Genomic DNA, 22,364 nt, shown 5'->3' with positions numbered 1-22,364 from the left:
ATCTTAAAGCGGAATCCAATATCAAAGTGACTCAACACTCATCTTTTTAACAACGCTGTAGCGTACTAAGGTTTTCTTACGTGCTTCATCGTGATCAACGATAGGCAATGGATAGTCTCTGCCAAGTACTATGCCAGCCGCCTCTAATTCAATGTGGCCAGACTGCCAGGGCGCATGAATGGACTTTTTTGAAAGTTTGTCTAGTTGCGGTAGATACCTGCGAATAAATTTACCTTCAGGATCAAATTTTTCAGATTGTGTAATGGGATTAAAAATTCTGAAATAGGGCTGTGCATCACAACCAGATGAAGAGGCCCATTGCCAGCCACCATTATTTGAGGAGAACTCAAAATCATTGAGATGTTCAGAAAAATAGGCTTCACCCCAACGCCAGTCAATGCCAAGATCTTTAGTAAGGAAGCTGGCAACAACCATGCGCAGCCGATTATGCATATAGCCGCTTTGGTTTAGTTGATGCATGGCGGCATCTACTAGTGGGTAGCCTGTCTTGCCTTCACACCAAGCAGCAAAGAGTTTTTTTGCAGTTGATCCACTCTCCCATTGAATATTGTCGTAATCTGGTTTGAAGGCCATGCCATTAGCCAGCCTTGGATGATTGGACAAAATCATGAAATAAAAATCGCGCCAGATAAGCTCGCTTAACCAAATGGTGGCACCCATGCTGCCGGCAAGCATGCGACGGTGCGCCTCCCTGACCAGGCCTCTAATCGATAGCATCCCAAAGCGCAAGTGGGTCGATAAGTAACTCACACCCTTAATAGCTGGGAAGTCTCTGCCAATTTGGTATTGCTCAATCCGCGGGAGAAAGTCTTCTAAGAAGTGTTGACCACCTTCAGAGCCCGGCGGTAAATAGGCCTCAATCCCGGTCGTTGCAAACCCCATTGATTTAAGACTTGGCAGGGCTAAGTCTAATTTTCTAGGAATCACTGCAAATTGATTTTTTTGCGGGGTACAGTCATACGCTGCTAAATCTTTTTCTTGAAGTGTCTTGAGCCAATTATTTTTGTAGGGCGTAAAAATAGAAAAAACAGTGTTTGAATTCGTTAAGATTTCTTTTTTTTCAAAGATTACTTGATCCTTAAAATCTGTAAACTCAATATCAAGTGCAGCCAATGTATTTTTAACAATCTGGTCTCGTGCAATGGCAGAGGGTTCGTAATCACGATTGGTAAATACGGCATCTACACCCAACTCATGAGCTAGCTGTGGAATGCATTCGGTGGGGTCGCCATAGCGAACGATCAGACCCCCGCCTTTTTGGCGCAGTTCCTCATCAATCTGTTTAATGCCTTGCCAAATAAAGTCCACCCGCCGATCGTGCTTAAGCCCGTCTTGATCCAGTTCGCCTTGTATGAGCGGCTTTAGGATGCCAATGTCAAAAATAAAGGCTAGCCAAACTTGATCGTGTTGTTGAAGGGCGTGATGAAGGGCTGCGTGGTCATAAAGACGTAGATCACGACGAAGCCAAACGAGTGCTTTTTTCATAGCCACTATCTTAGGGCTAATTTGGAGTGTGTGCTTGAGCTACAGGGTAATATCCTTATTAATGATGGATACACTATTTTTTATCACCTCAAAGATTGTGCAGTTTTGTATTGAGCCCTTAAATTGGGTCATCATCTTTGTCGGTTTAGGTCTTTTATTTCTTAGCTTGAGAAAGCCTCATTTATGTAAGCGTTTTCTGTTGCTTGCTTTGCTGGACCTCCTTGTAGTGGGCTGGCTGCCTACATCCGAAGTGTTTTTAAGGGCGTTTGAAGACGCTGTTCCAAAAGCCAATTTAATCTTGGTTTCGGAGAAGGATATTGGCGGAATCGTCATCTTGGGTGGCGCAATCGAGGGTGGTGATATTGCCACAGATCGTGGCGAGATTTCAATTGGTGCGGCGGCTGAAAGGGTGACTAAGGCATTTGAGCTCATACGGAAATACCCAGATGTACCTTTTATCTTTAGCGGCTTCTCTGGCCGCCTATCGCCCAAAGGGCTATCGGAGGCTGATGCCTTTAGGCAACTCATTGCGGAGCAAGGTTTGGCTGATAAGTCTGCCCATTACGAGAATCAATCACGCAATACCTATGAGAATGTGTTGTACATGAAGCCAATGATGGGTGAGCTAGGGAAAAAGAATGCTCAGGGCGCATTAAAGCCATGGCTTTTAATTACTTCAGCAAACCACATGTATCGATCAGTCAGTGCTTTCCAAAAACAAGGTCTTAATGTCATTCCAGTGCCAGTGGATTATCAGACTGCAGCCACTTTGAGGTGGGCGGCGTTTAGCCTCGAGGATGGTGTCCAAAATTGGAATAAGTTGATCCATGAGGCGGTTGGCCTGTTGGCCTATTGGATTACTGGAAAGATCTAGTAATTCGGTAAAATAGACCTACATGAGCACGGCTAAAAAAGCCCCTGTGGGTAAAACATTAAAACCCGCCCAAACTCCAAACGTGGAGTCTTCGATCTCTTATTCTGCAGATCACCTAGCAAACCAGTTTTTAATTGCCATGCCTGGTATGGTGGATGAGAATTTTGCAGGCTCTGTGATTTACCTCTTTGAGCATACGGAGAAGGGTGCTATGGGTTTGGTTGTGAATCGACCCACGGAGGTTGATTTGGCCACCTTATTCGAAAAAATCGAGCTCAAACTGGAAATTGCCCCCTTGCTTGAGCGACCAGTCTATTTTGGTGGGCCAGTACAGATCGAAAGAGGCTTTGTTTTACATGAGCCAAGCCCTGAATGCGCTTACTCATCCTCCTTAGCTGTCCCGGGCGGGTTGACCATGACCACCTCTAAAGACGTTCTAGAGGCTGTAGCTGATGGTCGTGGCCCGCGAAATTTTCAAATGACTTTGGGTTACTCTGGGTGGGGTGCAGGTCAGCTAGAAGAGGAAATTGCCTTAAATGGGTGGATTAACGTTCCTTTGAGCTGCCAGGAAATGGTGCAGATCATTTTTAATACGCCTGCTGGGCAGCGCTATGAAAAGACGCTGAGTCATCTAGGTTTTGATCCTGCCCATCTTTCTGGCGAGGCAGGACATGCTTAAGGTGATGCATGATCAAACGGTCATGGCCTTTGACTACGGCACTCGAAGAATCGGGGTGGCTGTAGGAAATACAGTCACCAAAGCAGGGCAGCCCATACAAACTATTGCTGAAAATGGGGATGATGCCCGTTTTAGGTTGATTGAGGTCTTGCTTAAGGAGTGGCAGCCGGATCGGCTGGTAGTCGGATTACCATGCCATCCTGACGGTGCCGAGCATGAAATGACTGCCAAGGCCAAGCGCTTTGGAAATCAACTGCATGGACGCTTTCATTTACCGGTTGATTGGGTAGATGAGCGCTACACCTCGGCAATTTTGGAGGGAAATCCAGAGATGCGGGACAATTTGGATGCACAGTCTGCTGCCTTAATTTTGGAGCAGTACTTTCATGAGAAGAAACTAGGATAAGTTGAGATGAATGCGGAGCAGTCCTACCTAAAGTTGCTTGAAGTTTTGCGCAAACGCAAGATTTCGGGGGAAGTTTTTGAATTGGCTGGCTTGGCTATGGGCGGGGCGTGGATCGCAGAGCGTCTTGCAACTGATCTTGGTTTAGCGCATTACGGGGTTATCAACGTTGCCTTTCATCGGGATGATTATGCTGAAAAAGGTATGACTGCGATGCGGACTGCCAAAACAATGTCTACTCATCTGCCTTATGAGGTCAATGGCGCGCACCTTATCCTAATAGATGATGTTTTACTTACCGGCAGAACGGTGAGAGCTGCATTGAATGAGTTGTTTGATTTCGGTAGACCAGCCAAAGTAGAGTTGATGGTATTGGCTGATCGAGAAAATCGTGAGCTACCAATTTCCGCAGATTTTTTAGGCGAGAAAGTGCAAGTCCCAGATCATCAAGTGCTAGTCCTGGAAAAAAATACGGACAGTACATTCACCTTTCAACTTGAGGATCGCGAATGATGAGTGAGTCCGCTGAAGTATTTAATCAATTTAATTCCTCGGGTGAGTTAACGCATCTAGTAACGCTTGAGGGGCTTCCTAAAGAGCAAATCATCCATATTCTGGATACTGCTCAGCAATTCGTTAGCGTTACCGATCCTGCCAGAGAAGTTAGAAAGGTTCCTCTGTTGCGTGGCAAGAGCGTCTTCAATCTCTTTTTTGAAAACTCCACTCGCACGCGCACTACTTTTGAGATTGCCGCAAAACGTTTATCTGCAGATGTCATTAATCTAGATATTCCAACCTCTTCAACGGCAAAAGGTGAAAGTCTATTAGATACGATTGATAACTTAGTGGCGATGCAGGCCGATATTTTTGTTGTGCGCCATGGCGTCTCTAGAGCGCCGATTGAGATTGCTCAACACGTCCCTCCACATGTTCATGTTGTGAATGCAGGTGATGGCAGTCATCAGCATCCCACTCAAGGGCTGCTGGATATGTACACCATGCGTCACTTTAAGAAAGACTTTGGCGGTCTGAAGATTGCTATTGTTGGTGATATTGTGCACAGTCGCGTTGCCAAATCGAATATCTGTGCGTTGCGTACTTTAGGCTGTGCTGATATTCGTGTGATTGGACCGGAGAGTCTTTTGCCAAGTAATTTGGATATGCTGGGGGTCAAGGTATTCCACAGCATGGAAGAGGGTCTGAAGGGGGTTGATGTTGTGATGACCTTGCGGATCCAAAAGGAACGTATGGAAGTGGGCCAAGTTCCCGAGGGCGAGGCGTTCTTTAAACAGTATGGTCTTACGCCAGAGCGACTTGCTTTGGCTAAAGCGGATGCAATAGTGATGCATCCGGGCCCAATGAATCGTGGGGTTGAAATTGATTCTGCAGTTGCTGATGGCCCACAATCAGTGATCTTGAACCAAGTGACATTTGGGATTGCCGTGCGCATGGCGGTGATGTCTATTGTGGCTGGCAACTAGAACCTGCGTCAAAATATTTTAGATAAATACAGTGAGCATTCAGATTCCAACAGTCAAAAAAAATAATCGTTGGCTCCTGCTATCCCATGCATTCAACATGGACGGCCGGGCAGCAAGCTTAACCATTACAGATAAAATTCCATATTTTCTAGATGCTGGTATTAAACCAACAGTATTTAGCGCAATTACCGGGTTAAAAGATCATCGCTTTCCGCACAAGCAGTTTTTAGCTTGGGGTCCAGCCGCCTTTCGTTTTGATTTTCGTCATTGGATTGCCAATCAATATGGGCGCGGGTTTATTTATAAACTTCTAACGCGAACTGTCTCAATAGTATTGGCCCCTCTGATAGGCCTAGAAAAACTCTTCTTAGGGTATTCAAGTCAGTGGTCCTGGGCAATTCCAGCATTTGTGCGGGGATATTTTTTAATCCGTACCGGCAAAATCGATGTGATCTATTCCATTGGGAGCGCATGGTCAGCACATTTGGCTGGAGTCTGGTTGAAAAAAGCGACAGGTTTGCCTTTGATTTCTGAGGTTCATGATCCCTTGGTGATCCGCCAAAACCCCAACGATCAGGGATTTGAGAAGCCCAAAAATCGCGATGCTCGATTTCGACATTATTTAGAAGCTCAGCTTTGTAAGTACTCAGATTATGTGTGGTGGTTTACGGACGGTGCTTTGCATTATGCAAAAGTGCGCAACCCCAATTTAAATACCCCTGGAAATGCTCATGGCTTCGTCGTGATGCCCGGTGCCAACCCTCCGGGTGAGCTTCTTCCAAGAGGAGGGCATCGATATGGGCAATATTTAAATCTTTGCCATTTTGGTTCATTAGCCAACGATCGATCTCTCTCTACGGTATTGAAAGCCGCACATACACTCTTTCAGAAATATCCAGAGGCCAGAAATCATCTGCGTATTCATGAGTATGGCGCGGCTTTAGATTCCTTATCTATCGATGCTACTAAGCACTACGGCTATGCCGATGTGCTTCTTGCCCATGGGCGACTAGAGAAGGATGCCGCCACCGGAAAATCTGGGCGTGAGCGAGTTGCCGAAAAAATGCAAGAAGCAGATGTATTAATTTTGCTGCATGGAGATGATGAGTGGTGTGCCGAGTACATTCCCTCTAAGTTCTATGACTATCTTTGGGCCGGCCGACCCATATGGGGTATTACGCATCGCAATCCTCAATTGGATCAAATGCTGCTCGATAGAAAGTCGTATTTAAGCGCTGCCGGGGGCGAGGAGGATATCGCCTTAGCCTTGGAGCGAATTTGGTTGGATTGGCAGAAAAAGCAGTTAATTGAGCCGCTGTGGAATCCAGTTGGAGTAGATCAGGCGGTCGCAGCTATTCTCGCCCATGTGCAAACAGAAGGATGATCATTTGTGAATAATTTGGTGCTGTACTGCAAATCCTATCGCAAAGATTTTTTGCGTCTCAAGCAATTGCTGGCGTCAATAGAGACCTATAACGTTGATCAAATCCCTTTTTATGTATCGACTCCCGAAGATCAATATGCGGACTTAGTCGAAATTGTGGGGGTAGGTGGTTATCAATGGGTATCGGATGAGTCCATTCTTGCTGAAAATAAAAGAGCGCCCGCTGGAATAGAGAAAACAAAGACTGGAAGTTTTGCTCAGCAGGTGATCAAATCCGAGTTTTGGCGTCTTGGTCTCTGCCTTAACTATGTTTGCCTGGATTCTGATTGTATTTTTATACAAGATTTTAAAAAATCTGATTTTCTGGCTAGCGATGGCAATCCTTATACTGTTATCTATCAAAACAAAGAATATTTCCAGCTAGCCTTTAATCGAGGACACGCAAAGGCGCCAGCCAATCTGCGCGCCGAGGGTGATAGAGTCAAGGCCTTATTCAAGCGCGAGGGCCCGAATTATTATTGCCCATGCCCACCGTTCATATGGTCTGCCAAGGTTTGGGAATCATTGGACCAAAATTATTTACTGCCGAAAAATATGACTTTTTGGGATATCTGTACCCCAGAACATCCTGAGAGCCTTATTTATTTGGAAGCCTTACTTAATTTTCACGCAATTCCCCTGCACCCAATTGAGCAGATGTTTCGGATTTACTACTATGACTGGCACTATTACCTGCTTAGAAGGTGGGGCGAGTCGACCGTTAAATTATCAGAAAATTATTTGGGCGTGATCTTTCAATCGAGCTGGGACTTAGGTCTCGATTATGGGGGCAGTCAAAAATCATTTTTGTCTAGGACCCTCAAAAAGTTAAAAAGATTTGGCCGATATTTGGAAAGCTTTGTGTAATGACCGGCATGCCTCTGGTTAGTGTATTAATGCCTGCTTACAATTCTGAGCTATATATAGCGCAGGCAATTGATAGCATTCTCGATCAAACCCATAGCAATCTTGAGTTGCTGATTTTCGATGATGGGTCAAGCGACGACACAAGAAAAGTTATCGAATCATATAGCGATCTAAGGGTAATAAAAGTACTTTCGGATCAAAATTATGGCGTTGTTAGGGCGCGTAATGAATTAATTGATCGGGCGAATGGTAAATACATTGCCCTGATGGATGCGGATGATGTCGCCGAGCCTACACGCTTACAAAAACAGTTGCAGGTACTCGAATCAGGCGAATGCGATATTTGTGGAAGTGCTCAGTGGGTTTTGGACGAGGCTACTAATAAGCTCAAGAAATCTAAGGACAGATTTACAGACCCAGACTTGAGGGCCTTATTAAGCGTTTACTGTGGTTTATGTAATTCTACAATTACTGGTAAAGCAGAAATTTTTAAACGTTTTAAATACGACACATCCATACTTACCTCCGAGGATTACTTTCTTTGGGTTCAGATGGCGGCCGCAGGATACCGTTTCATAAATCTGAAAGATAGATTGCTTACCTATAGGCGCTACCCCGCCCAAACAAGCGCGGTTCATCTGGAAAAATTTAAATTGACTACGGCTGAGGTGCAAAAAAAATATCTTGAGCTTTTAGGTATTTCTGAAAATTTTTTGCCTAGGCAACAGTCTTGGCGCGAGCGCTTAAGCAATGGACTAGGTTTATTAAAGGCCCTGAATCAGAAATTTAGCGGCGTCTCATTTAAAGCAAATTGTGAGATCTATGCACGCTTTCAATATCGGCGTAATGGATTGTGGACGCCACTTACGCGTCTTGAGAGGTATGCCGTTGCTACCTGGGTAGGTCTATTTTCTGGCGCCTAAGTCACCAGATTCTGTGCAAGGTGCTCAGTAACGGCAGATATCTCTGCTTCGGTAATGTGGCTACCCAGTTGCAATGTTTTGCTTGCACCCCTGTATGAGTGCCACATTTGAGGCATCACCTTAATTTGTTCTCCAAGCATTCCGGCTAAATGGGACATGCCACTTTTAGAGCCTATTAAGACATCGGCATAAAGTAGGTGGTGAAATGTATCCATAAAGCTGGTATCAATATATTCTGTGACCTCAAGCTTGGCGTCTTTGAAGTGATCTTTCCATGAAAACGGCACGCCATCTTCAGAATGGTATTGACCATCCCGACCCTCGCTAAAAATATGCAATGCTAAGGGTTGATGTACTGAGTCCTGAATGATTTCCAGGAGCTTTAAGTACCAAGCGTCAGGTAACATCCGGTCTGAAAGATCCGAGAATTGGCGACCGGGAAGTAAGTCGCCGCGACGTATATGAAGTGCAACATTTAACTTTGTTGGCTTGTAAGTGAGTGCAATGGGATGTTGTTTCCTCGCCTTGGCATAAGCCTTGATAAACCAATCTCTGGTGGATTGATATTCGTAGTCACCAAATCGATTGTTGCCGATTTTAAATACGATATTCGATTCTGGGTGGGATTGAATAAAGCGATCAAGCGATTTGTAGATGTCATCATCATCTTGCTCGTTTGATGGAATGTGAATTTCAAATGCTGGTAGAGGAATTAATCTAAGTTCACCAACCTGAATTCTTTTCTCAATTTCTTCACGACTGACAAGTAAGTTTTTAGGATTGAGCATTCGATTGAGATCGTTGCCAATATTATGCGATTCATCCCGTTTTTTCCCTCTCAATGTACGCAAGCCTTGTTTGATTTTCCAGCGGAGTGAGTCTTGAGTAGATTTCATCAGCTGATCTTCAGCATATGCAAAGTCGAGATTATTTCTTGCGGCAATTTTGAGGGCTCTATTGATGATTCCCATTGAATGACCAATGCCGGCATCTGGATTGTCATAGTCAATTAAAAATCGCTGATTCATAAGCCTAAATCTTGAGTAATCTTATTGATGATGGTTGAGACATAGCTGGTGGTATCAAACTGCATTGCAGCGGGACTATTAAGAAATTGTTGAATATTCAATTGATATTCGGCGTATTGAGATTCATTGATTCCCAACAGGAAGCGGTGAACCTCTTCTGTTGACGCAAATTTTCTGCGATCGATGTAGCATCCCTCAGGGATGTAATCTTGGATGGTATTAGAGCCCCAGTAAACGGGAACGCACCCACTAAAAAAGCAATCAAATATTTTTTCGCTAATGTAATCCGGTAAATCAGCCGCATTCTCATAACAGTATGCAAATTTTGCTTTTCTATAAACATCCGCCTTATTTTCAATTGCACCTTGATAGCTGGGAAATGGTTTATATCCGTATATTTGGGTTGCTAGTCGACGAAGCCTTCTGGAAATTTTCGCGACCGGTGTAAATGCCGGTGCAGGCTTGCCCCATCCTAATCCATACAGCGAGAAATATGCCGCAGCATTTTTTTCATACCAGCGGATGACGGCGATCCGCTCTTTGTATAGATCAATTTCAAAATTTTCACGAAATGCTTTATTGGCATTAATCAGGCAAGAAAAAACAGGACGCTCTGCAAAAGTTGGAAATTTCTCAGAGCGGATGTGATTCGGAATAAATAAGTGACTTACGTTTGGCAGATGTAATAAGTTTCTGTTCCAAGTAAATACCCCATCAAATGTGCTGAGATACCGCTCATCCCTGTTCAATGGGCAAATATAGGGGTTCTCGGTAGCAATCACATACTTTGGTCCGGAGATGCATTCGATGTTTTGACCATCATGCAGAAGGTTGAAGGCAATATTTCGTCCCTGGTTCACATCGGGGTTATTGAGCTCAATCCCACGTTTTAAGAATTCAGATCTGAGCAGTCTATTGGTAATGGTTGGGTTATAGGTATGATGTCTATCAATCTCCTCAAATGAGGCGTTTTTAACTCTATCTTGTTGATAGTAATTGGCGAATATCATCTATTTATATGGCTCTATTTAGTTCTAAACATTCCCAAAGAAAACCCATTGCCCAATCTAAGATATTGCTGGCTGGCCCAGTCAGGAATGTAGCCTCTATTATTGAGCACGAGGTTGAAACCTTAGTGTTGAGCCTTGGCAACTTCAAAGAAATTGTTTGCTTTGTTGTCGAAAGCGATTCTAGCGATGATACTGTGAAAAAACTGGAGGAGCTGCAAGGAAGAATCAAAAACTTCTCTTTTGTGAGCGCTGGAAAGCTGAGTGATCGATATACCAGACGCACAGATCGCATAGCTCTATGCCGGAATTTGGTGATTGAGGCTGTAAATACCGACCCAAAATTTGCAGATGTTGATTACATTGCCATGGCAGATATGGATGGTATGAATGGTCTTGTTACCCCTCAAAAAATTATTGACTGCTGGGAAGCTACTGAGCCGTGGGATGTGATTACTGCCAATCAACTCGGCGAATACTACGATATTTGGGCCTTGCGCCATCCTGATTGGTGCCCTGTTGATTGCTGGCAGCAAAAACATGCCTTGGAGAGTGTAATTGGCGATAAGCCCGCTAGCAATTTGGCCGTTGCTGCCCGGCAAGCACTATTGGATCCAGGTCTTGGTTTAATCGAGGTGGACTCGGCTTTTGGGGGATTGGCAATTTATAAGCGTGAGGCCTTTCTTGCGGGGCGCTATGCTGGTACTGACAAGCATGAAGGCTTTGATGTTGCTGATCACGTGCCTTTTCATGAAGAACTGCGCGCCAAGGGGTACAGAATTTACATTAATACCGCTTTGATCAATTGTGCAAGATACCCCGATGCGGTAGAGCCCCCATCACCCCCTAAGCCAAGGGGGGTCTTTATAATCATAAAAAGATTAGGACATGCAGTCTTTGGTAAGAAACGATTTAATAAGTACCTGGATTCCATGAAATCCATGTAAAGGAATTTTGATGATTTTGATTACTGGCGGCGCAGGATTTATCGGTGGTAATTTTGTTTTAGATTGGCTCGCCAATCCAAGTGCCGAAGGTATCATTAATCTTGATAAATTAACTTATGCAGGCAATTTAGCCACATTAGAGTGCCTGAAAAATGATTCTCGTCATCAATTTATCCATGGTGATATTGGTGATCAGGGACTAGTTAAGCAGTTACTTGCCGAGCACAAGCCTCGAGCCATTGTTAATTTCGCCGCGGAAAGCCATGTAGATCGGTCTATTCATGGACCTGCAGATTTTGTACAAACCAATATCGTTGGCACCTTTAATTTGCTTGAATGCGCGCGGGAGTATTGGAATGCGCTAGAGGGTCAAGCCAAAGAACAATTTCGCTTTCATCATGTGTCCACGGATGAAGTCTATGGATCACTCTCTGCATCCGATCCCGCCTTCACTGAAAAAAATTCTTATGAGCCCAATAGCCCCTATTCAGCCTCTAAGGCGGCGTCAGATCATTTAGTGCGGGCTTGGTTCCATACCTATGGTTTCCCAGTAGTGACAACCAATTGCTCTAATAACTATGGCCCTTATCACTTCCCTGAGAAATTGATTCCACTTGTGATATTGAATGCCTTGGATGGTAAGCCCTTGCCTATTTATGGCGATGGTCAGCAAGTGCGAGATTGGCTTTATGTGGGAGATCATTGTTCAGCAATTCGCGAAGTATTGGCTAGAGGTAGCTTAGGCGAAACTTATAACATTGGTGGCTGGAATGAAAAAGCCAATCTGGATGTGGTTAAAACCATCTGTTCTATTTTGGATCAGTTAAGACCTCGCGCCGATGGGAAGTCCTATGCAGCTCAAATCACCTTCGTGAAAGATCGTCCTGGACATGATCGCCGCTATGCCATTGATGCTAGCAAGATAGAACGCGAGTTGGGCTGGAAGCCTGCCGAAACCTTCGAAACAGGAATTCGTAAGACTGTTCAGTGGTACCTCGATAACCCTCAGTGGGTTGAGGGCGTTGTCAGTGGCTCTTATCGTGACTGGCTGCAAAAGCAATATCACTAAATGAAGATCTTAGTCACTGGCAAGGATGGGCAGCTTGGCAAGGCATTTCAGAAGAAATTCCAAAGCCTATTACAAGACAATCCTTCTGCGTTTGATATTCAATATATTGGTCGTCGAGAGTGTGACCTAGCTGATCTAAGTGTGCTTGAAAATATTCTGCATGAATATCAGCCAAATGTCATTATTAATGCGGCAGCCTACACGGCGGTGGATAAGGCGGAGCAAGAGATTGATCTAGCATTCACTATCAATGCTGCTGTACCCGAACTGTTAGCCAAGTATGCTGCTAGTCATGGTGCTTGTTTATTGCACTACTCAACAGATTATGTTTTTGATGGTCAGGGTGATGTGTTCTATAACGAGAATCATCCCATCGGCCCCCTGAGTAGCTATGCTAAGAGCAAGGCTGAAGGGGAGCGCTTGATATCGGAAGTTTTTGCAAGTAGCCGAGGCCCTCAAGTCTCTAAGTCTCACTACGCTATTTTTAGAGCTAGCTGGCTATATGGGGATGGCGATAATTTCATCCGCACGATTTTGCGTTTAGCTCAAGACCGATCTGAATTAAAGGTGATTGCCGATCAATTTGGGGTTCCCACGAGTACAGAATGGTTGGTAGCACTCAGTGCTGATTTCCTATTCGATATGTCTAGAGCTGCCAATATTGTGCTCAGAGATTTCCCATCCGGTATTTATCATGCAGTGCCGGCCGGTCAAACTACTTGGTATGGTTTGGCATGTCTAGCAGTTGAGACCGCCAAGGCCTCGGGCCAAAATCTATTGCTGGAAGTGGCCAATATTCATGCCATACCTGCATCTGAGTACCCATTGCCAGCCCCGCGTCCTATGAATTCAAGGATGTCTACTCAAAAATTACAGAAGGCCTTAGCAGATTTCGGACTCGTGTCACAATTTCCCCAATGGGATCAGCTCGTTCGGATTTATGTTGCTGACCTAGTAAAAAATCAGCTTATTTAAAAGGTATCACGATGGTAAATCGCAAGGGTATTATTTTGGCAGGGGGGTCTGGCACCCGCTTGTACCCAGTTACGCAAGCTGTTTCTAAGCAGCTTATGCCAGTCTATGACAAGCCGATGGTCTACTATCCCCTGACCACTTTAATGCTCGCCGGTATTCGCGACATTTTGCTGATCTCAACACCGCATGACACACCGCGCTTTACAGAATTACTGGGCGACGGATCGCAGTGGGGCTTAAACATTGAGTATTGTGTGCAACCATCACCCGATGGCCTTGCTCAAGCATTTACTTTGGGAAAAAATTTCGTAGGAAATAATCCTAGCGCATTAGTGCTTGGCGACAATATTTTTTATGGCCATGAATTAATTTCCCATCTTTCAAGCGCTAATGACCGTACAACGGGTGCCACTGTTTTTGCTTATCACGTGACCGATCCAGAACGTTATGGCGTGGTTGATTTTGATAAAGACCGCAAAGCGATCTCAATTGAAGAAAAGCCCACCAGTCCCCGCAGTAACTATGCCGTTACCGGACTGTATTTTTATGACAATCAGGTCTGCGATATTGCTGCATCCATTAAGCCTAGTGCGCGTGGTGAGCTCGAGATCACCGATGTCAACCGTGCGTATTTGGCAAAAGATCAGCTGAGCGTGGAAATCATGGGTCGTGGTTTTGCTTGGTTAGATACGGGCACCCATGATTCTTTATTGGATGCGGCAGGCTTTATAGCGACACTACAGAAGCGCCAAGGTTTGATGGTGGCATGTCCTGAAGAGATTGCTTATCGTCAAGACTGGATTACAGCAGAGACTGTGCAAAAGGTGGCCGAGCAATTGAGCAAGAATAGCTATGGCCAATATCTTGGCAAGCTCCTGAATGAGCTTAACACCAGCGCCAAGCCAGTTACTTTGCCGACTAAAAAGGCGGTGTGATGACTGCTCAGTCTAAATTAGTCAAGAAACCAACAGCCATTCATGATGTGTTTGTTTTAGAGCCAAAAGTATTTGGCGATGAGCGTGGTTGGTTTACAGAGTCATTCAACGCCCAAGATTTTGCGAGTGTTATTGAGCAAGATTATGAGTTTGTTCAAGATAACCATTCATTCTCTCAACAATGGACTTTGAGGGGTTTGCATTATCAGATGGAGAAAACTCAGGGCAAGCTAGTGCGCGTAGTTACAGGAGCTGTATTTGATGTGGTGGTTGATATTCGGACGCAGTCACCTACTTATGGGAAATGGTGTGGTGTTGAGCTGAGCGCGGAAAATCATCAACAGATGTGGATTCCCCCAGGCTTGGCACATGGCTTTTTGGTCCTTACACCTACGGCTGAGTTTTTGTATAAAACCACGGATTATTACGATCCGAAAAGTGAAGCTTGCTTAGCCTGGAATGATCCTACTGTTGGTATTCAGTGGCCTTTACCAGAAGGCGTCTCTCCGAATATGAACGCCAAAGATTTAGCGGGCCTATCTTGGGATCAAGCGCCAAAGTTTTGATGAGTATGTATAAGGCACCCCCTAAAATTTTGTTAGTGAAACTATCTTCACTGGGGGATGTGCTGCATAACCTACCGATTGTTTGGGATTTGCGTGCACAGCTGCCAGAAGCGCAAATCGACTGGATAGTCGAAGAGGCTTACGTTAGCTTGTTGACCCCTTTGCTCTCTAGAAAGGGTTTTCGTGGCATTGATCACATCATTCCATTTGGACTGCGTCGCTGGAAGAAGGGGTTACTTAGTCTTCAGACCTGGAAAGAATTTTTTGCCTTCAAAAAACAACTGCAAACAGTCGCTTATGACGTCATTATTGAGACGCAGGGCCTTTTAAAGTCTGCCTTGGTTTGCGCTTTGGCTTGTAAATCCTCCAATGCAGTAGTTGCGGGTTTAGCCAATGCAACAGAGTTCTCGGGTTATGAGCCTATCGCCCGATCTTTTTACAATCAATGCGTTCAGGTGCCCAAACAATGCCATGCAGTGGACCGTTCTCGTTGGGTGATGAGTTCAGCCTTAGATTGGCCCTTGCCCAGTCGTCAAGAAAGCCAGATCCTTTTTTATCCGCAGACTAGTGTTGCTCAACTAACTCATACTGAAATCAGTCAGCATACGAGCGCATTTAAAAAGCCCTACGTACTTTGCTTTCATTCGACTGCGCGTGAAGCCAAAAGATGGAGCAATGAAAATTGGATCGCCTTAGGAAAATCTTTAGCAAGCCAGGGTTACCAAGTGATCTTTCCTTGGGGCAATCTGAGCGAGAAGAAAATCAGTGCTCAGCTGGCGAGTCAGATTGATGGTGCAATTGTGCCGGACGCTTTTTCTATTCAGGATGGTTTTTCGATTATTGCAAGCGCCGCATTGACGATTGGCGTTGATACTGGCCTGACACATCTCGCTGCCGTATTAAATAGGCCAACCGTGGAAATATATTGCGATTCACCTCGTTGGAAAACCGAAGGATATTGGTCTGATCAAATCATCAACTTGGGTGATATACAAGCTCCTCCGAGTGTTGCTGAGGTTCTCAGTGCTTCGCTAAAACTACTAGCGCAATAGGGAGTTGATTGAGATCAGGTCTTGATCAGAAAGTGCTGCTGCTTGGGCCTTCAACTTAATCGCATTTAAGATTGTGCTGTAGCGCGCCTGTTGAAGTTGTGAGCGGGTGCTGATCACAGTATCGAGTGCAATCAAAACATCAATATTAATTAAGGTTCCAACTTGGAAGCCCAGCTTGCTCGATTCCAGTGCTGAAGTTGAAGAACGTTCTGCAGCCTCATAGGCTTTGACGCTAGCCAAACCGCCATAGAAGCCAGTAAATGCAGCACGAGTATTTTGGGCGGCGGTGCGGCGTGCATTGTCGTAGTTTGATTTTGCCGCATCTACGAGCGCGGCATTTTGCCTAATCACAGCACTGTTATATCCACCGGAAACCAGCGGAATGGTCATTTGCAAGGCAATAGTGTTGTTGTACACGTTGGTATTTGCAGGGGTGTAACTAGTAGGCGTACCGTTAGAGGTATTAAAGCCGCTTGTGCCTACCAAGTTAACGGACGGGTAATTGAGAGCTTGAGAAGCACGATAGGTACTTTCTGCAATGCTGACGCTGAGCTGACCCGCTAAGACGTTGAAATTGGCAGCCTCTGCTTGGTCGATCCAGTCTTGCAAGGTTTGACCGGGGGGTAATTGTGGGTTCACGTTATCGGCAACCACATTGCTGTTGTTATCTTTGCTCTTAGAGCGGGGATCCTTTAGCACACCATCAATCTTCACTTCTTTAGTGAGGGGTTTGAGTGCCCCCACAGGCCTGCCAACCAATTGCTCAAGGACGCCGCGCTTCACAACCAAGTCTGCTTGGGCTGCAATCTCTTGCGAGTTGGCTAGATCCAGAGCTGCCTGTGCTGTATTGACATCAACAATGGTAGCAAGACCAGCATCAAATTTGGCCTGAGCAATTTCTAATTGTTGTTTGATCAGACCCTTCTTATTGCGAAAGAGTTCGACGTTATCTTGGCTTGTTAGTGCATCAAAGTAGGCTTGGGATACTCGCAGAATCAAATCTTGTTGCGCTAAATAGAAGCGCATATCAGCGAGCTTGGTATTAAGGTCACCCTGCTTAAAGGCCTCAAGAGCGGCCATATTAAAGACCGGCTGAGTGAGGGTAACGGTGTAGCTTTTTTGATCAAATACCCTAGAGTTTCCAGGTCCAGTTGCCACAACGGTCGTGCCTACTCCATGTTGGTAGTAGCGCGTGCCACCAGGAGTTGCATTGGCTTGGGGCAGTAAAAGCGCTAGGCCTTGCCAGTAGAGTTCTTTGCCTGCCTGATAGCTAAAGCGAGCAGCATTTAAGACGGGATCACTAAAGGCAGCTTCTTGATACAGGCTTATTAAGTCCGTCATTTGGCCCAAATTGGCGGTAGCAGCGTTACCTCGATTGACATTTGAGGGCGCGGCCTCGCTAGGGAGTGCGGTCTTCGGCCCTACAACTAATTGGGGTGGAGCATCTAGGCCAACTAAGGATTGGGCGCTCAAGGGCGTGGGCAGGGACGGGCGAGCGCCAGCCGGGGCTTGGGCCATTGCCGCATTTGGGGCAATGCTCACTCCAAGCGCCTGACTTAGGATTAAACCAAATATAGTTTGTCTAGAAAGTCTAAAGCGTGCTTCAGTCATTTAATTCGGATACTTTTTTAATGTGCCATGAAGTTTAAGGCTAATTTAAAAAAAAGGCTTAAATCCCATATATTCCGCTTCATTAAGTGCTGACCTAGGGGTCAGAAGCCTATAAAATTAGGGCTATGGAACTAATCTTGCTAGCAAAAGCGCTTATTTTAGGGGTGGTTGAGGGTTTAACGGAATTTCTCCCTATTTCTAGTACTGGCCACCTCATTTTGGTGGGCGACCTTTTGGACTTCAATGATGAGCGCGGCAAGGCTTTTGAGGTGATTATTCAGTTTGGGGCGATTTTGGCGGTATGTTGGGAGTTTCGTCATAAGTTATGGTCTGTTGCCTCCACGATATTTTCAAGTTCTAGCTCTAGACGCTTTGTGCGAAACCTGCTGATTGCTTCTTTCCCAGCGATGAGTCTAGGATTCTTGTTTAGCAAGCATATTAAGGCGGTCTTGTTTGCCCCTATCCCTGTAGCGCTGGCTTTTATTGGTGGTGCGTTCATTATTTTCTGGGCCGAGCGCAGACAGGTAAATCTACAGCATGCGCATCATCTGGATTCGGCAAAGACGGTGGACGAGCTCACAGCAATGGACGCCCTGAAGGTTGGGCTTGCACAATGTGCAGCATTGATTCCAGGGACCTCACGATCTGGTGCAACCATTATTGGTGGAATGCTGTTTGGTTTATCTAGGGCGGTAGCAACGGAGTTTTCCTTCTTTTTGGCTATTCCTGTAATTGGTGGGGCAACGGCTTATGAGTTATTAAAGCTTTGGAAATCACCAGTCTCCGCCTTAGCTGGAAATGATGGCACTGGATTTGGGTTGGCAATTTTTCTTGGCTTTATTTCTGCTTTTATTTCTGCTTTCATTTGCGTGCGCTGGTTGATTCATTATGTTGCCGGCCATAACTTCATCCCCTTTGCCTGGTATCGCATCGTATTTGGTGTGTTGGTACTTGTGACTTCATATACAGGTTTAGTAGCCTGGTCGCATTAAAAATATAAAACAGGATAAGTAAGAATATGTCACTCTTTACCGCCGTTATTCCAATGGATGCATCTATTGATGCGATCACCAATAACATTCAGTTAGCGCTTGCCCCAGTATTTTTATTGACTGCAGTAGCTACCTTAATTAATGCTATTTCAGCACGCTTAGCGAGATCGGTGGATCGCATGCGCTCTATTCAAAGTCAAATTTACAATGGCGCTCAAATCATTGCCCCTTTGGTCAGAGATCACATGCTGATTGAATTAAAAGAGGCTAAAACCAGAGGGCGTCTTTGCACCTCTGCAATCTTTTTTAATGTTTTAAGTGGTGTTTTTATTTCTTTAACCGTACTGGAGTTATTTTTCTTTCAGACGGGTGCCGCCCATTCTGCAAAAACCAGTTATGTCGTCTGGACTTTTGTGTTGGGGCTCATCTCTTTTATGACCTCCTTAACAATTGTTTTAGCTGAAGTAATTTACGCTTATCGCTCAGCTGGCTGGAACTCTCCTCAGAATTAAGCCCTTAAGCATCCATATAACGTAGTTTAAGCGCAGTGAAAACGAAGGTAAAATTGCGTGAATTTCTATAAGGCTTCAACCATGAACAAAATCCTCATTACCGGCGGCGCAGGCTTTCTGGGATCCCACTTGACCGAGAAGCTTCTCAAAGAGGGTAATGATGTTCTGGTAGTAGATAACTATTTCACGGGTACTAAAGAAAACTTGGCGCATTTGTTGCCTAACCCTCGTTTAGAGCTAATGCGCCACGATGTGACTTTTCCACTCTACGTAGAAACTAATCAAATTTACAACTTGGCTTGCCCGGCCTCCCCAGTGCACTATCAATACGATCCAGTGCAAACGACTAAGACTAGCGTGCATGGTGCGATCAATATGCTCGGCCTTGCCAAAAGAACTCGGGCGCGTATCTTGCAAGCGTCTACCAGTGAAGTCTATGGCGATCCTGAAGTGCATCCCCAGCCAGAGGAGTATTGGGGCAAGGTCAATCCCATTGGTATTCGCTCTTGCTATGACGAAGGTAAGCGTTGTGCTGAAACCCTCTTTTTTGACTACAACCGTCAGCACAATTTAGATATCAAGGTCGTGCGTATTTTTAACACCTATGGCCCCCGCATGCACCCGAATGATGGCCGTGTAGTGAGCAACTTCATTGTGCAGGCGCTACAAGGCAAAGACATCACTATTTATGGCGATGGTCAACAAACTCGTAGTTTTTGTTATGTCGATGATCTGATTGATGCCATGGTGAGAATGATGAACTCCGAAGACGGCTTTACAGGCCCAGTGAATATTGGCAATCCGGGTGAGTTCACCATGTTGCAATTGGCTCAGACGATCCTCAAACTCTCAGGCAGCAAATCAAAGATTATTCATCAAGCTTTGCCATCAGATGATCCTAAGCAACGCCAACCGAATATTGAACTCGCTAAAGCTAAGCTTGGCTGGCAGCCTAAGGTGAACCTGGAAGATGGTTTGAAAGAGACAATTGCGTACTTTAAAAAGGTCTTGGTCTAATTGAAGTCTGATGATCGGTCAGATGATGGTCGCCGTATTGATCGCATTAAATCCTTTGTGCTTCGTGCAGGTAGAACAACTGCAGGTCAGCAGCGCGCGATTGATGAACTTGGACCAAAGTTCTTAATCCCTTTTCAGGAAGCTACACTTGGTTTAGAGCAGGCATTTGACGGGTCTACCAAGCCAAAGATTTTAGAGATTGGTTTTGGTATGGGGGAGACCACCGCCAAGATTGCCCAATTACGCGAGCAAGATGATTTTTTAGGGATTGAGGTTCACTCACCTGGTGTTGGCGCCCTATTAAAGCTCGTTGGCGAATTGGATTTAACCAATGTGCGCATCATTCGCCATGATGCTGTTGAGGTCCTCGAAAAGATGATTGCCCCCAACAACTTGGATGGCATTCATATTTATTTTGCTGATCCTTGGCATAAGAAGCGCCATCACAAACGCCGCTTAATTCAGGCGCAATTTGTGAAGTTGCTGGTTTCGCGTCTAAAGCCAGGCGGCTATTTGCATCTTGCAACGGATTGGCATAACTATGCCGAGCAAATGTTCTTAGTTCTCAATGCAGAAGAAGCTTTGCAAAATATGTCTCAGTCTGCTGTGCGTGTCGAAACTTTTGTAGCGCAAGATGTGGCTAAGCATGACTCAAGTGTCTCGAATGAATTTAAGCCTACGATTGAGCAGATGAATGCTGAGCATCTTGCTTATGTTGAGAAGCCAGCATACCGGCCTCTCACGAAGTTCGAAAACCGTGGCCTCAAATTAGGACACGGTGTTTGGGATTTAGTCTATAAGAAAAAACAATAAAACAATAAAGCAATAAAGCAATAAAGCAATAAAGCAATAAAGCAAAACTAGCGCTATATGTTTTTATAGGCCTACGCAAACGTATTTCAATTCTAGGTATTCATCCATGCCATAGACACTGCCTTCACGCCCTAGACCAGATTGCTTCACTCCCCCAAAGGGTGCTACCTCGTTGGATATCAGCCCCGTATTGACGCCGACGATGCCGTATTCCAAAGCCTCGGCAGCCTTCCAAATTCTGCCAATATCTCGACTATAGAAGTACGATGCAAGACCATATTGGCTATTGTTGGCCAGCTTAATCACTTCCTCATCGCTATCAAAGGGAATAATTGGGGCGACTGGCCCAAATGTTTCTTCATAGGTGATGAGCATGTCATTGCTGACATTTGCCAAAATGGTGGGTTCATAGAAGGTGCCGCCCTGAGTAGAGCGCTTTCCACCAATAACAAGTTTTGCGCCTTTTGCTAGAGCATCAGCAACATGGCGCTCGACTTTTTCAAGTGCAGGCAGGTCAATTAACGGACCCTGAGAAACACCGCTCTCAAGACCATTGCCAACCTTAATTGCTTGAACCGCTTTTGCAAATTTTTCCACGAAGATATCGTGAATTTTTTTGTGAACATAGATACGATTAGCACAAACACATGTTTGGCCGGAGTTGCGGTATTTAGAAATGATGGCACCAGCAACTGCAGCATCAATATCAGCATCTTCAAAAACAATAAAAGGAGCATGGCCACCCAGTTCAAGAGCTAACTTTTTCACTGTGGGAGCGCTTTGCGCCATCAGAATACGTCCCACCTCTGTAGATCCGGTGAAAGAGATGTGACGTACTGTAGGTGATTCACATAAGACCTTGCCAATCGCGATGGAGTTATCTGCATCTGCTGTCAGAACATTGATTACACCATTGGGGATGCCTGCCCTCATGGCTAGTTCAGCAAGTGCAAGAGCGGAAAGAGGGGTTTGCTCTGCCGGCTTGATCACAATGGTGCAGCCTGCTGCCATGGCCGGTGCAATTTTGCGTGTGATCATCGCATTTGGAAAGTTCCATGGGGTAATCGCTGCGCATACCCCAATAGCTTGTTTTAAAACCATAATGCGCTTATCACCCCAAGTGCTGGTGGGAATATCGCCCGATACGCGCTTAGCCTCTTCGGCAAACCATTCAATAAAAGAGGCGCCATAAGTAACTTCACCAGTCGATTCTGCGAGGGGCTTACCTTGTTCTAAAGTCATCAAGACAGCAAGATCTGCGGTATTTTCAATAATCAAATCAAACCACTTTCGCATAATGTGGGCGCGCTCTTTGCCAGTCTTATTGCGCCATTCTGGCAATGCTTGGGCGGCAGCATCTATTGCAGCTTGAGCGTCTATCGAATTGAGATTGGTAACATCAGCAATCACTTCATTGGTAGCGGGATTATTGATGGAGAAAGTGTTGCTACTGGCAGCCTTAATCCACTGACCATTAATAAAAGCATCTTCTCTCAAAAGGCTGGAATCTTTTAATAGTTTACGAATGTCAACTTTTTGCATGGCGCTAGTCTCACTTTGTTTGTTTTTGTGCAAATAGGGATTTAGTCCCAAAGCTGGGCCAATCTCTCAATTTTTGATTTTATCCCTCAATGACCCCGAGGTGGGCAAGGCGCGCAGGATGGCTTGAGGGCTTAGGCCCTAG

General features: G+C 45.2%; 23 protein-coding genes. 18 read left to right on the top strand and 5 right to left on the bottom strand.

The annotated features are described in order from the left end of the window. Positions 1-21: 21 nt before the first annotated feature. Complete coding sequence (locus tag ICN46_RS02440) at positions 22-1,506, bottom strand: cryptochrome/photolyase family protein (RefSeq protein ID WP_216204160.1); 1,485 nt, start codon at positions 1,504-1,506, stop codon at positions 22-24. 64 nt (positions 1,507-1,570) lie between these two features. Here ICN46_RS02440 and ICN46_RS02435 point away from each other — a divergent pair, with 64 nt between their 5' ends. From ICN46_RS02435 to ICN46_RS02400, 8 genes are all read left to right on the top strand, one after another. After that, on the top strand, positions 1,571-2,380 hold the full coding sequence (locus ICN46_RS02435) for a YdcF family protein (protein WP_216204158.1): 810 nt from the start codon (positions 1,571-1,573) through the stop codon (positions 2,378-2,380). Positions 2,381-2,474: 94 nt separating this feature from the next. After that, positions 2,475-3,059: a YqgE/AlgH family protein gene (locus ICN46_RS02430; protein ID WP_216204661.1), complete on the top strand. Its 585-nt coding sequence runs from the start codon at positions 2,475-2,477 to the stop codon at positions 3,057-3,059. Further along, complete coding sequence (gene ruvX / locus ICN46_RS02425) at positions 3,052-3,465, top strand: Holliday junction resolvase RuvX (RefSeq protein ID WP_255538703.1); 414 nt, start codon at positions 3,052-3,054, stop codon at positions 3,463-3,465. Before ICN46_RS02430 ends, ruvX begins: the two co-directional genes overlap by 8 nt. A 6-nt stretch (positions 3,466-3,471) precedes the next feature. Then, the gene (pyrR, locus tag ICN46_RS02420) at positions 3,472-3,975 is read left to right on the top strand and encodes a bifunctional pyr operon transcriptional regulator/uracil phosphoribosyltransferase PyrR (RefSeq protein WP_216204155.1); all 504 of its coding nucleotides are present in this window, start codon (positions 3,472-3,474) and stop codon (positions 3,973-3,975) included. Then, a complete protein-coding gene (locus tag ICN46_RS02415) occupies positions 3,975-4,943 on the top strand; it encodes an aspartate carbamoyltransferase catalytic subunit (RefSeq protein WP_370625475.1) in 969 nt (322 codons plus the stop codon). Before pyrR ends, ICN46_RS02415 begins: the two co-directional genes overlap by 1 nt. Positions 4,944-4,974: 31 nt before the next feature. Continuing rightward, positions 4,975-6,327, top strand: a complete 1,353-nt coding sequence (locus ICN46_RS02410) for a glycosyltransferase family protein (protein WP_370625472.1) — start codon at positions 4,975-4,977, stop codon at positions 6,325-6,327. A 6-nt stretch (positions 6,328-6,333) separates the two neighbouring features. After that, positions 6,334-7,233 (top strand): DUF6492 family protein, encoded by a 900-nt coding sequence (locus tag ICN46_RS02405; RefSeq protein ID WP_216204151.1) that lies wholly within the window; start codon positions 6,334-6,336, stop codon positions 7,231-7,233. Beyond that, positions 7,233-8,156, top strand: coding sequence for a glycosyltransferase family 2 protein (locus tag ICN46_RS02400; protein WP_524538577.1), 924 nt, complete (start codon positions 7,233-7,235; stop codon positions 8,154-8,156). Before ICN46_RS02405 ends, ICN46_RS02400 begins: the two co-directional genes overlap by 1 nt. On the opposite strand, the gene ICN46_RS02395 is transcribed toward ICN46_RS02400, so the two are convergent. Both ICN46_RS02395 and ICN46_RS02390 read right to left on the bottom strand, forming a co-directional pair. Then, positions 8,153-9,184 carry an O-fucosyltransferase family protein gene (locus ICN46_RS02395; protein WP_216204147.1) on the bottom strand — a complete coding sequence of 344 codons (1,032 nt, stop codon included), beginning with the start codon at positions 9,182-9,184 and terminating at the stop codon, positions 8,153-8,155. The two genes, ICN46_RS02400 and ICN46_RS02395, sit on opposite strands and share 4 nt — an antisense overlap. After that, positions 9,181-10,194, bottom strand: a complete 1,014-nt coding sequence (locus tag ICN46_RS02390; RefSeq protein ID WP_216204146.1) for a glycosyltransferase family 10 domain-containing protein — start codon at positions 10,192-10,194, stop codon at positions 9,181-9,183. The genes ICN46_RS02395 and ICN46_RS02390 overlap by 4 nt, the downstream gene beginning before the upstream one ends. An 8-nt stretch (positions 10,195-10,202) precedes the next feature. Between ICN46_RS02390 and ICN46_RS02385 the strand changes: the two genes are divergently transcribed. From ICN46_RS02385 to waaC, 6 genes are read left to right on the top strand one after another with little or no spacing between them, the layout of a single operon-like run. Beyond that, complete coding sequence (locus tag ICN46_RS02385; RefSeq protein ID WP_216204144.1) at positions 10,203-11,138, top strand: hypothetical protein; 936 nt, start codon at positions 10,203-10,205, stop codon at positions 11,136-11,138. 10 nt (positions 11,139-11,148) lie between these two features. Further along, positions 11,149-12,207, top strand: coding sequence for a dTDP-glucose 4,6-dehydratase (gene rfbB, locus ICN46_RS02380; protein WP_216204143.1), 1,059 nt, complete (start codon positions 11,149-11,151; stop codon positions 12,205-12,207). After that, on the top strand, positions 12,208-13,182 hold the full coding sequence (gene rfbD / locus ICN46_RS02375; RefSeq protein ID WP_216204141.1) for a dTDP-4-dehydrorhamnose reductase: 975 nt from the start codon (positions 12,208-12,210) through the stop codon (positions 13,180-13,182). An 11-nt stretch (positions 13,183-13,193) separates the two neighbouring features. Further along, positions 13,194-14,117: a glucose-1-phosphate thymidylyltransferase RfbA gene (gene rfbA, locus ICN46_RS02370; protein WP_216204139.1), complete on the top strand. Its 924-nt coding sequence runs from the start codon at positions 13,194-13,196 to the stop codon at positions 14,115-14,117. Beyond that, entirely contained in the window at positions 14,117-14,683 is a 567-nt protein-coding gene (gene rfbC / locus ICN46_RS02365) for a dTDP-4-dehydrorhamnose 3,5-epimerase (RefSeq protein WP_216204137.1), read from the top strand. The genes rfbA and rfbC overlap by 1 nt, the downstream gene beginning before the upstream one ends. Positions 14,684-14,718: 35 nt before the next feature. Further along, a complete protein-coding gene (gene waaC, locus ICN46_RS02360) occupies positions 14,719-15,735 on the top strand; it encodes a lipopolysaccharide heptosyltransferase I (protein ID WP_370625471.1) in 1,017 nt (338 codons plus the stop codon). On the opposite strand, the gene ICN46_RS02355 is transcribed toward waaC, so the two are convergent. Next, positions 15,724-17,346 (bottom strand): TolC family protein, encoded by a 1,623-nt coding sequence (locus tag ICN46_RS02355; RefSeq protein WP_216204134.1) that lies wholly within the window; start codon positions 17,344-17,346, stop codon positions 15,724-15,726. The two genes, waaC and ICN46_RS02355, sit on opposite strands and share 12 nt — an antisense overlap. A 125-nt stretch (positions 17,347-17,471) precedes the next feature. On the opposite strand from ICN46_RS02355, the gene ICN46_RS02350 reads away from it, so the two are divergent. The 4 genes from ICN46_RS02350 to trmB all read left to right on the top strand — a co-directional run bounded on the left by ICN46_RS02350 (position 17,472) and on the right by trmB (position 20,680). Continuing rightward, positions 17,472-18,338: an undecaprenyl-diphosphate phosphatase gene (locus tag ICN46_RS02350; RefSeq protein WP_216204133.1), complete on the top strand. Its 867-nt coding sequence runs from the start codon at positions 17,472-17,474 to the stop codon at positions 18,336-18,338. A gap of 26 nt (positions 18,339-18,364) precedes the next feature. Continuing rightward, entirely contained in the window at positions 18,365-18,850 is a 486-nt protein-coding gene (locus tag ICN46_RS02345) for a DUF2721 domain-containing protein (protein ID WP_255538702.1), read from the top strand. 81 nt (positions 18,851-18,931) lie between these two features. Further along, positions 18,932-19,867: a UDP-glucuronic acid decarboxylase family protein gene (locus ICN46_RS02340; RefSeq protein ID WP_216204131.1), complete on the top strand. Its 936-nt coding sequence runs from the start codon at positions 18,932-18,934 to the stop codon at positions 19,865-19,867. Next, the gene (gene trmB / locus ICN46_RS02335; protein ID WP_216860277.1) at positions 19,868-20,680 is read left to right on the top strand and encodes a tRNA (guanosine(46)-N7)-methyltransferase TrmB; all 813 of its coding nucleotides are present in this window, start codon (positions 19,868-19,870) and stop codon (positions 20,678-20,680) included. It abuts the gene before it with no gap. 63 nt (positions 20,681-20,743) lie between these two features. Here trmB and ICN46_RS02330 read toward each other — a convergent pair whose 3' ends face one another. Further along, positions 20,744-22,222 carry an NAD-dependent succinate-semialdehyde dehydrogenase gene (locus ICN46_RS02330; protein ID WP_216204129.1) on the bottom strand — a complete coding sequence of 493 codons (1,479 nt, stop codon included), beginning with the start codon at positions 22,220-22,222 and terminating at the stop codon, positions 20,744-20,746. Positions 22,223-22,364: the final 142 nt, after the last annotated feature.

This window comes from Polynucleobacter sp. Latsch14-2 (genome assembly GCF_018881925.1).
GTDB lineage: Bacteria > Pseudomonadota > Gammaproteobacteria > Burkholderiales > Burkholderiaceae > Polynucleobacter.
Note: the sequence above shows the minus strand (reverse complement) of the source record. Positions and strands in the feature narration are given on the sequence as shown.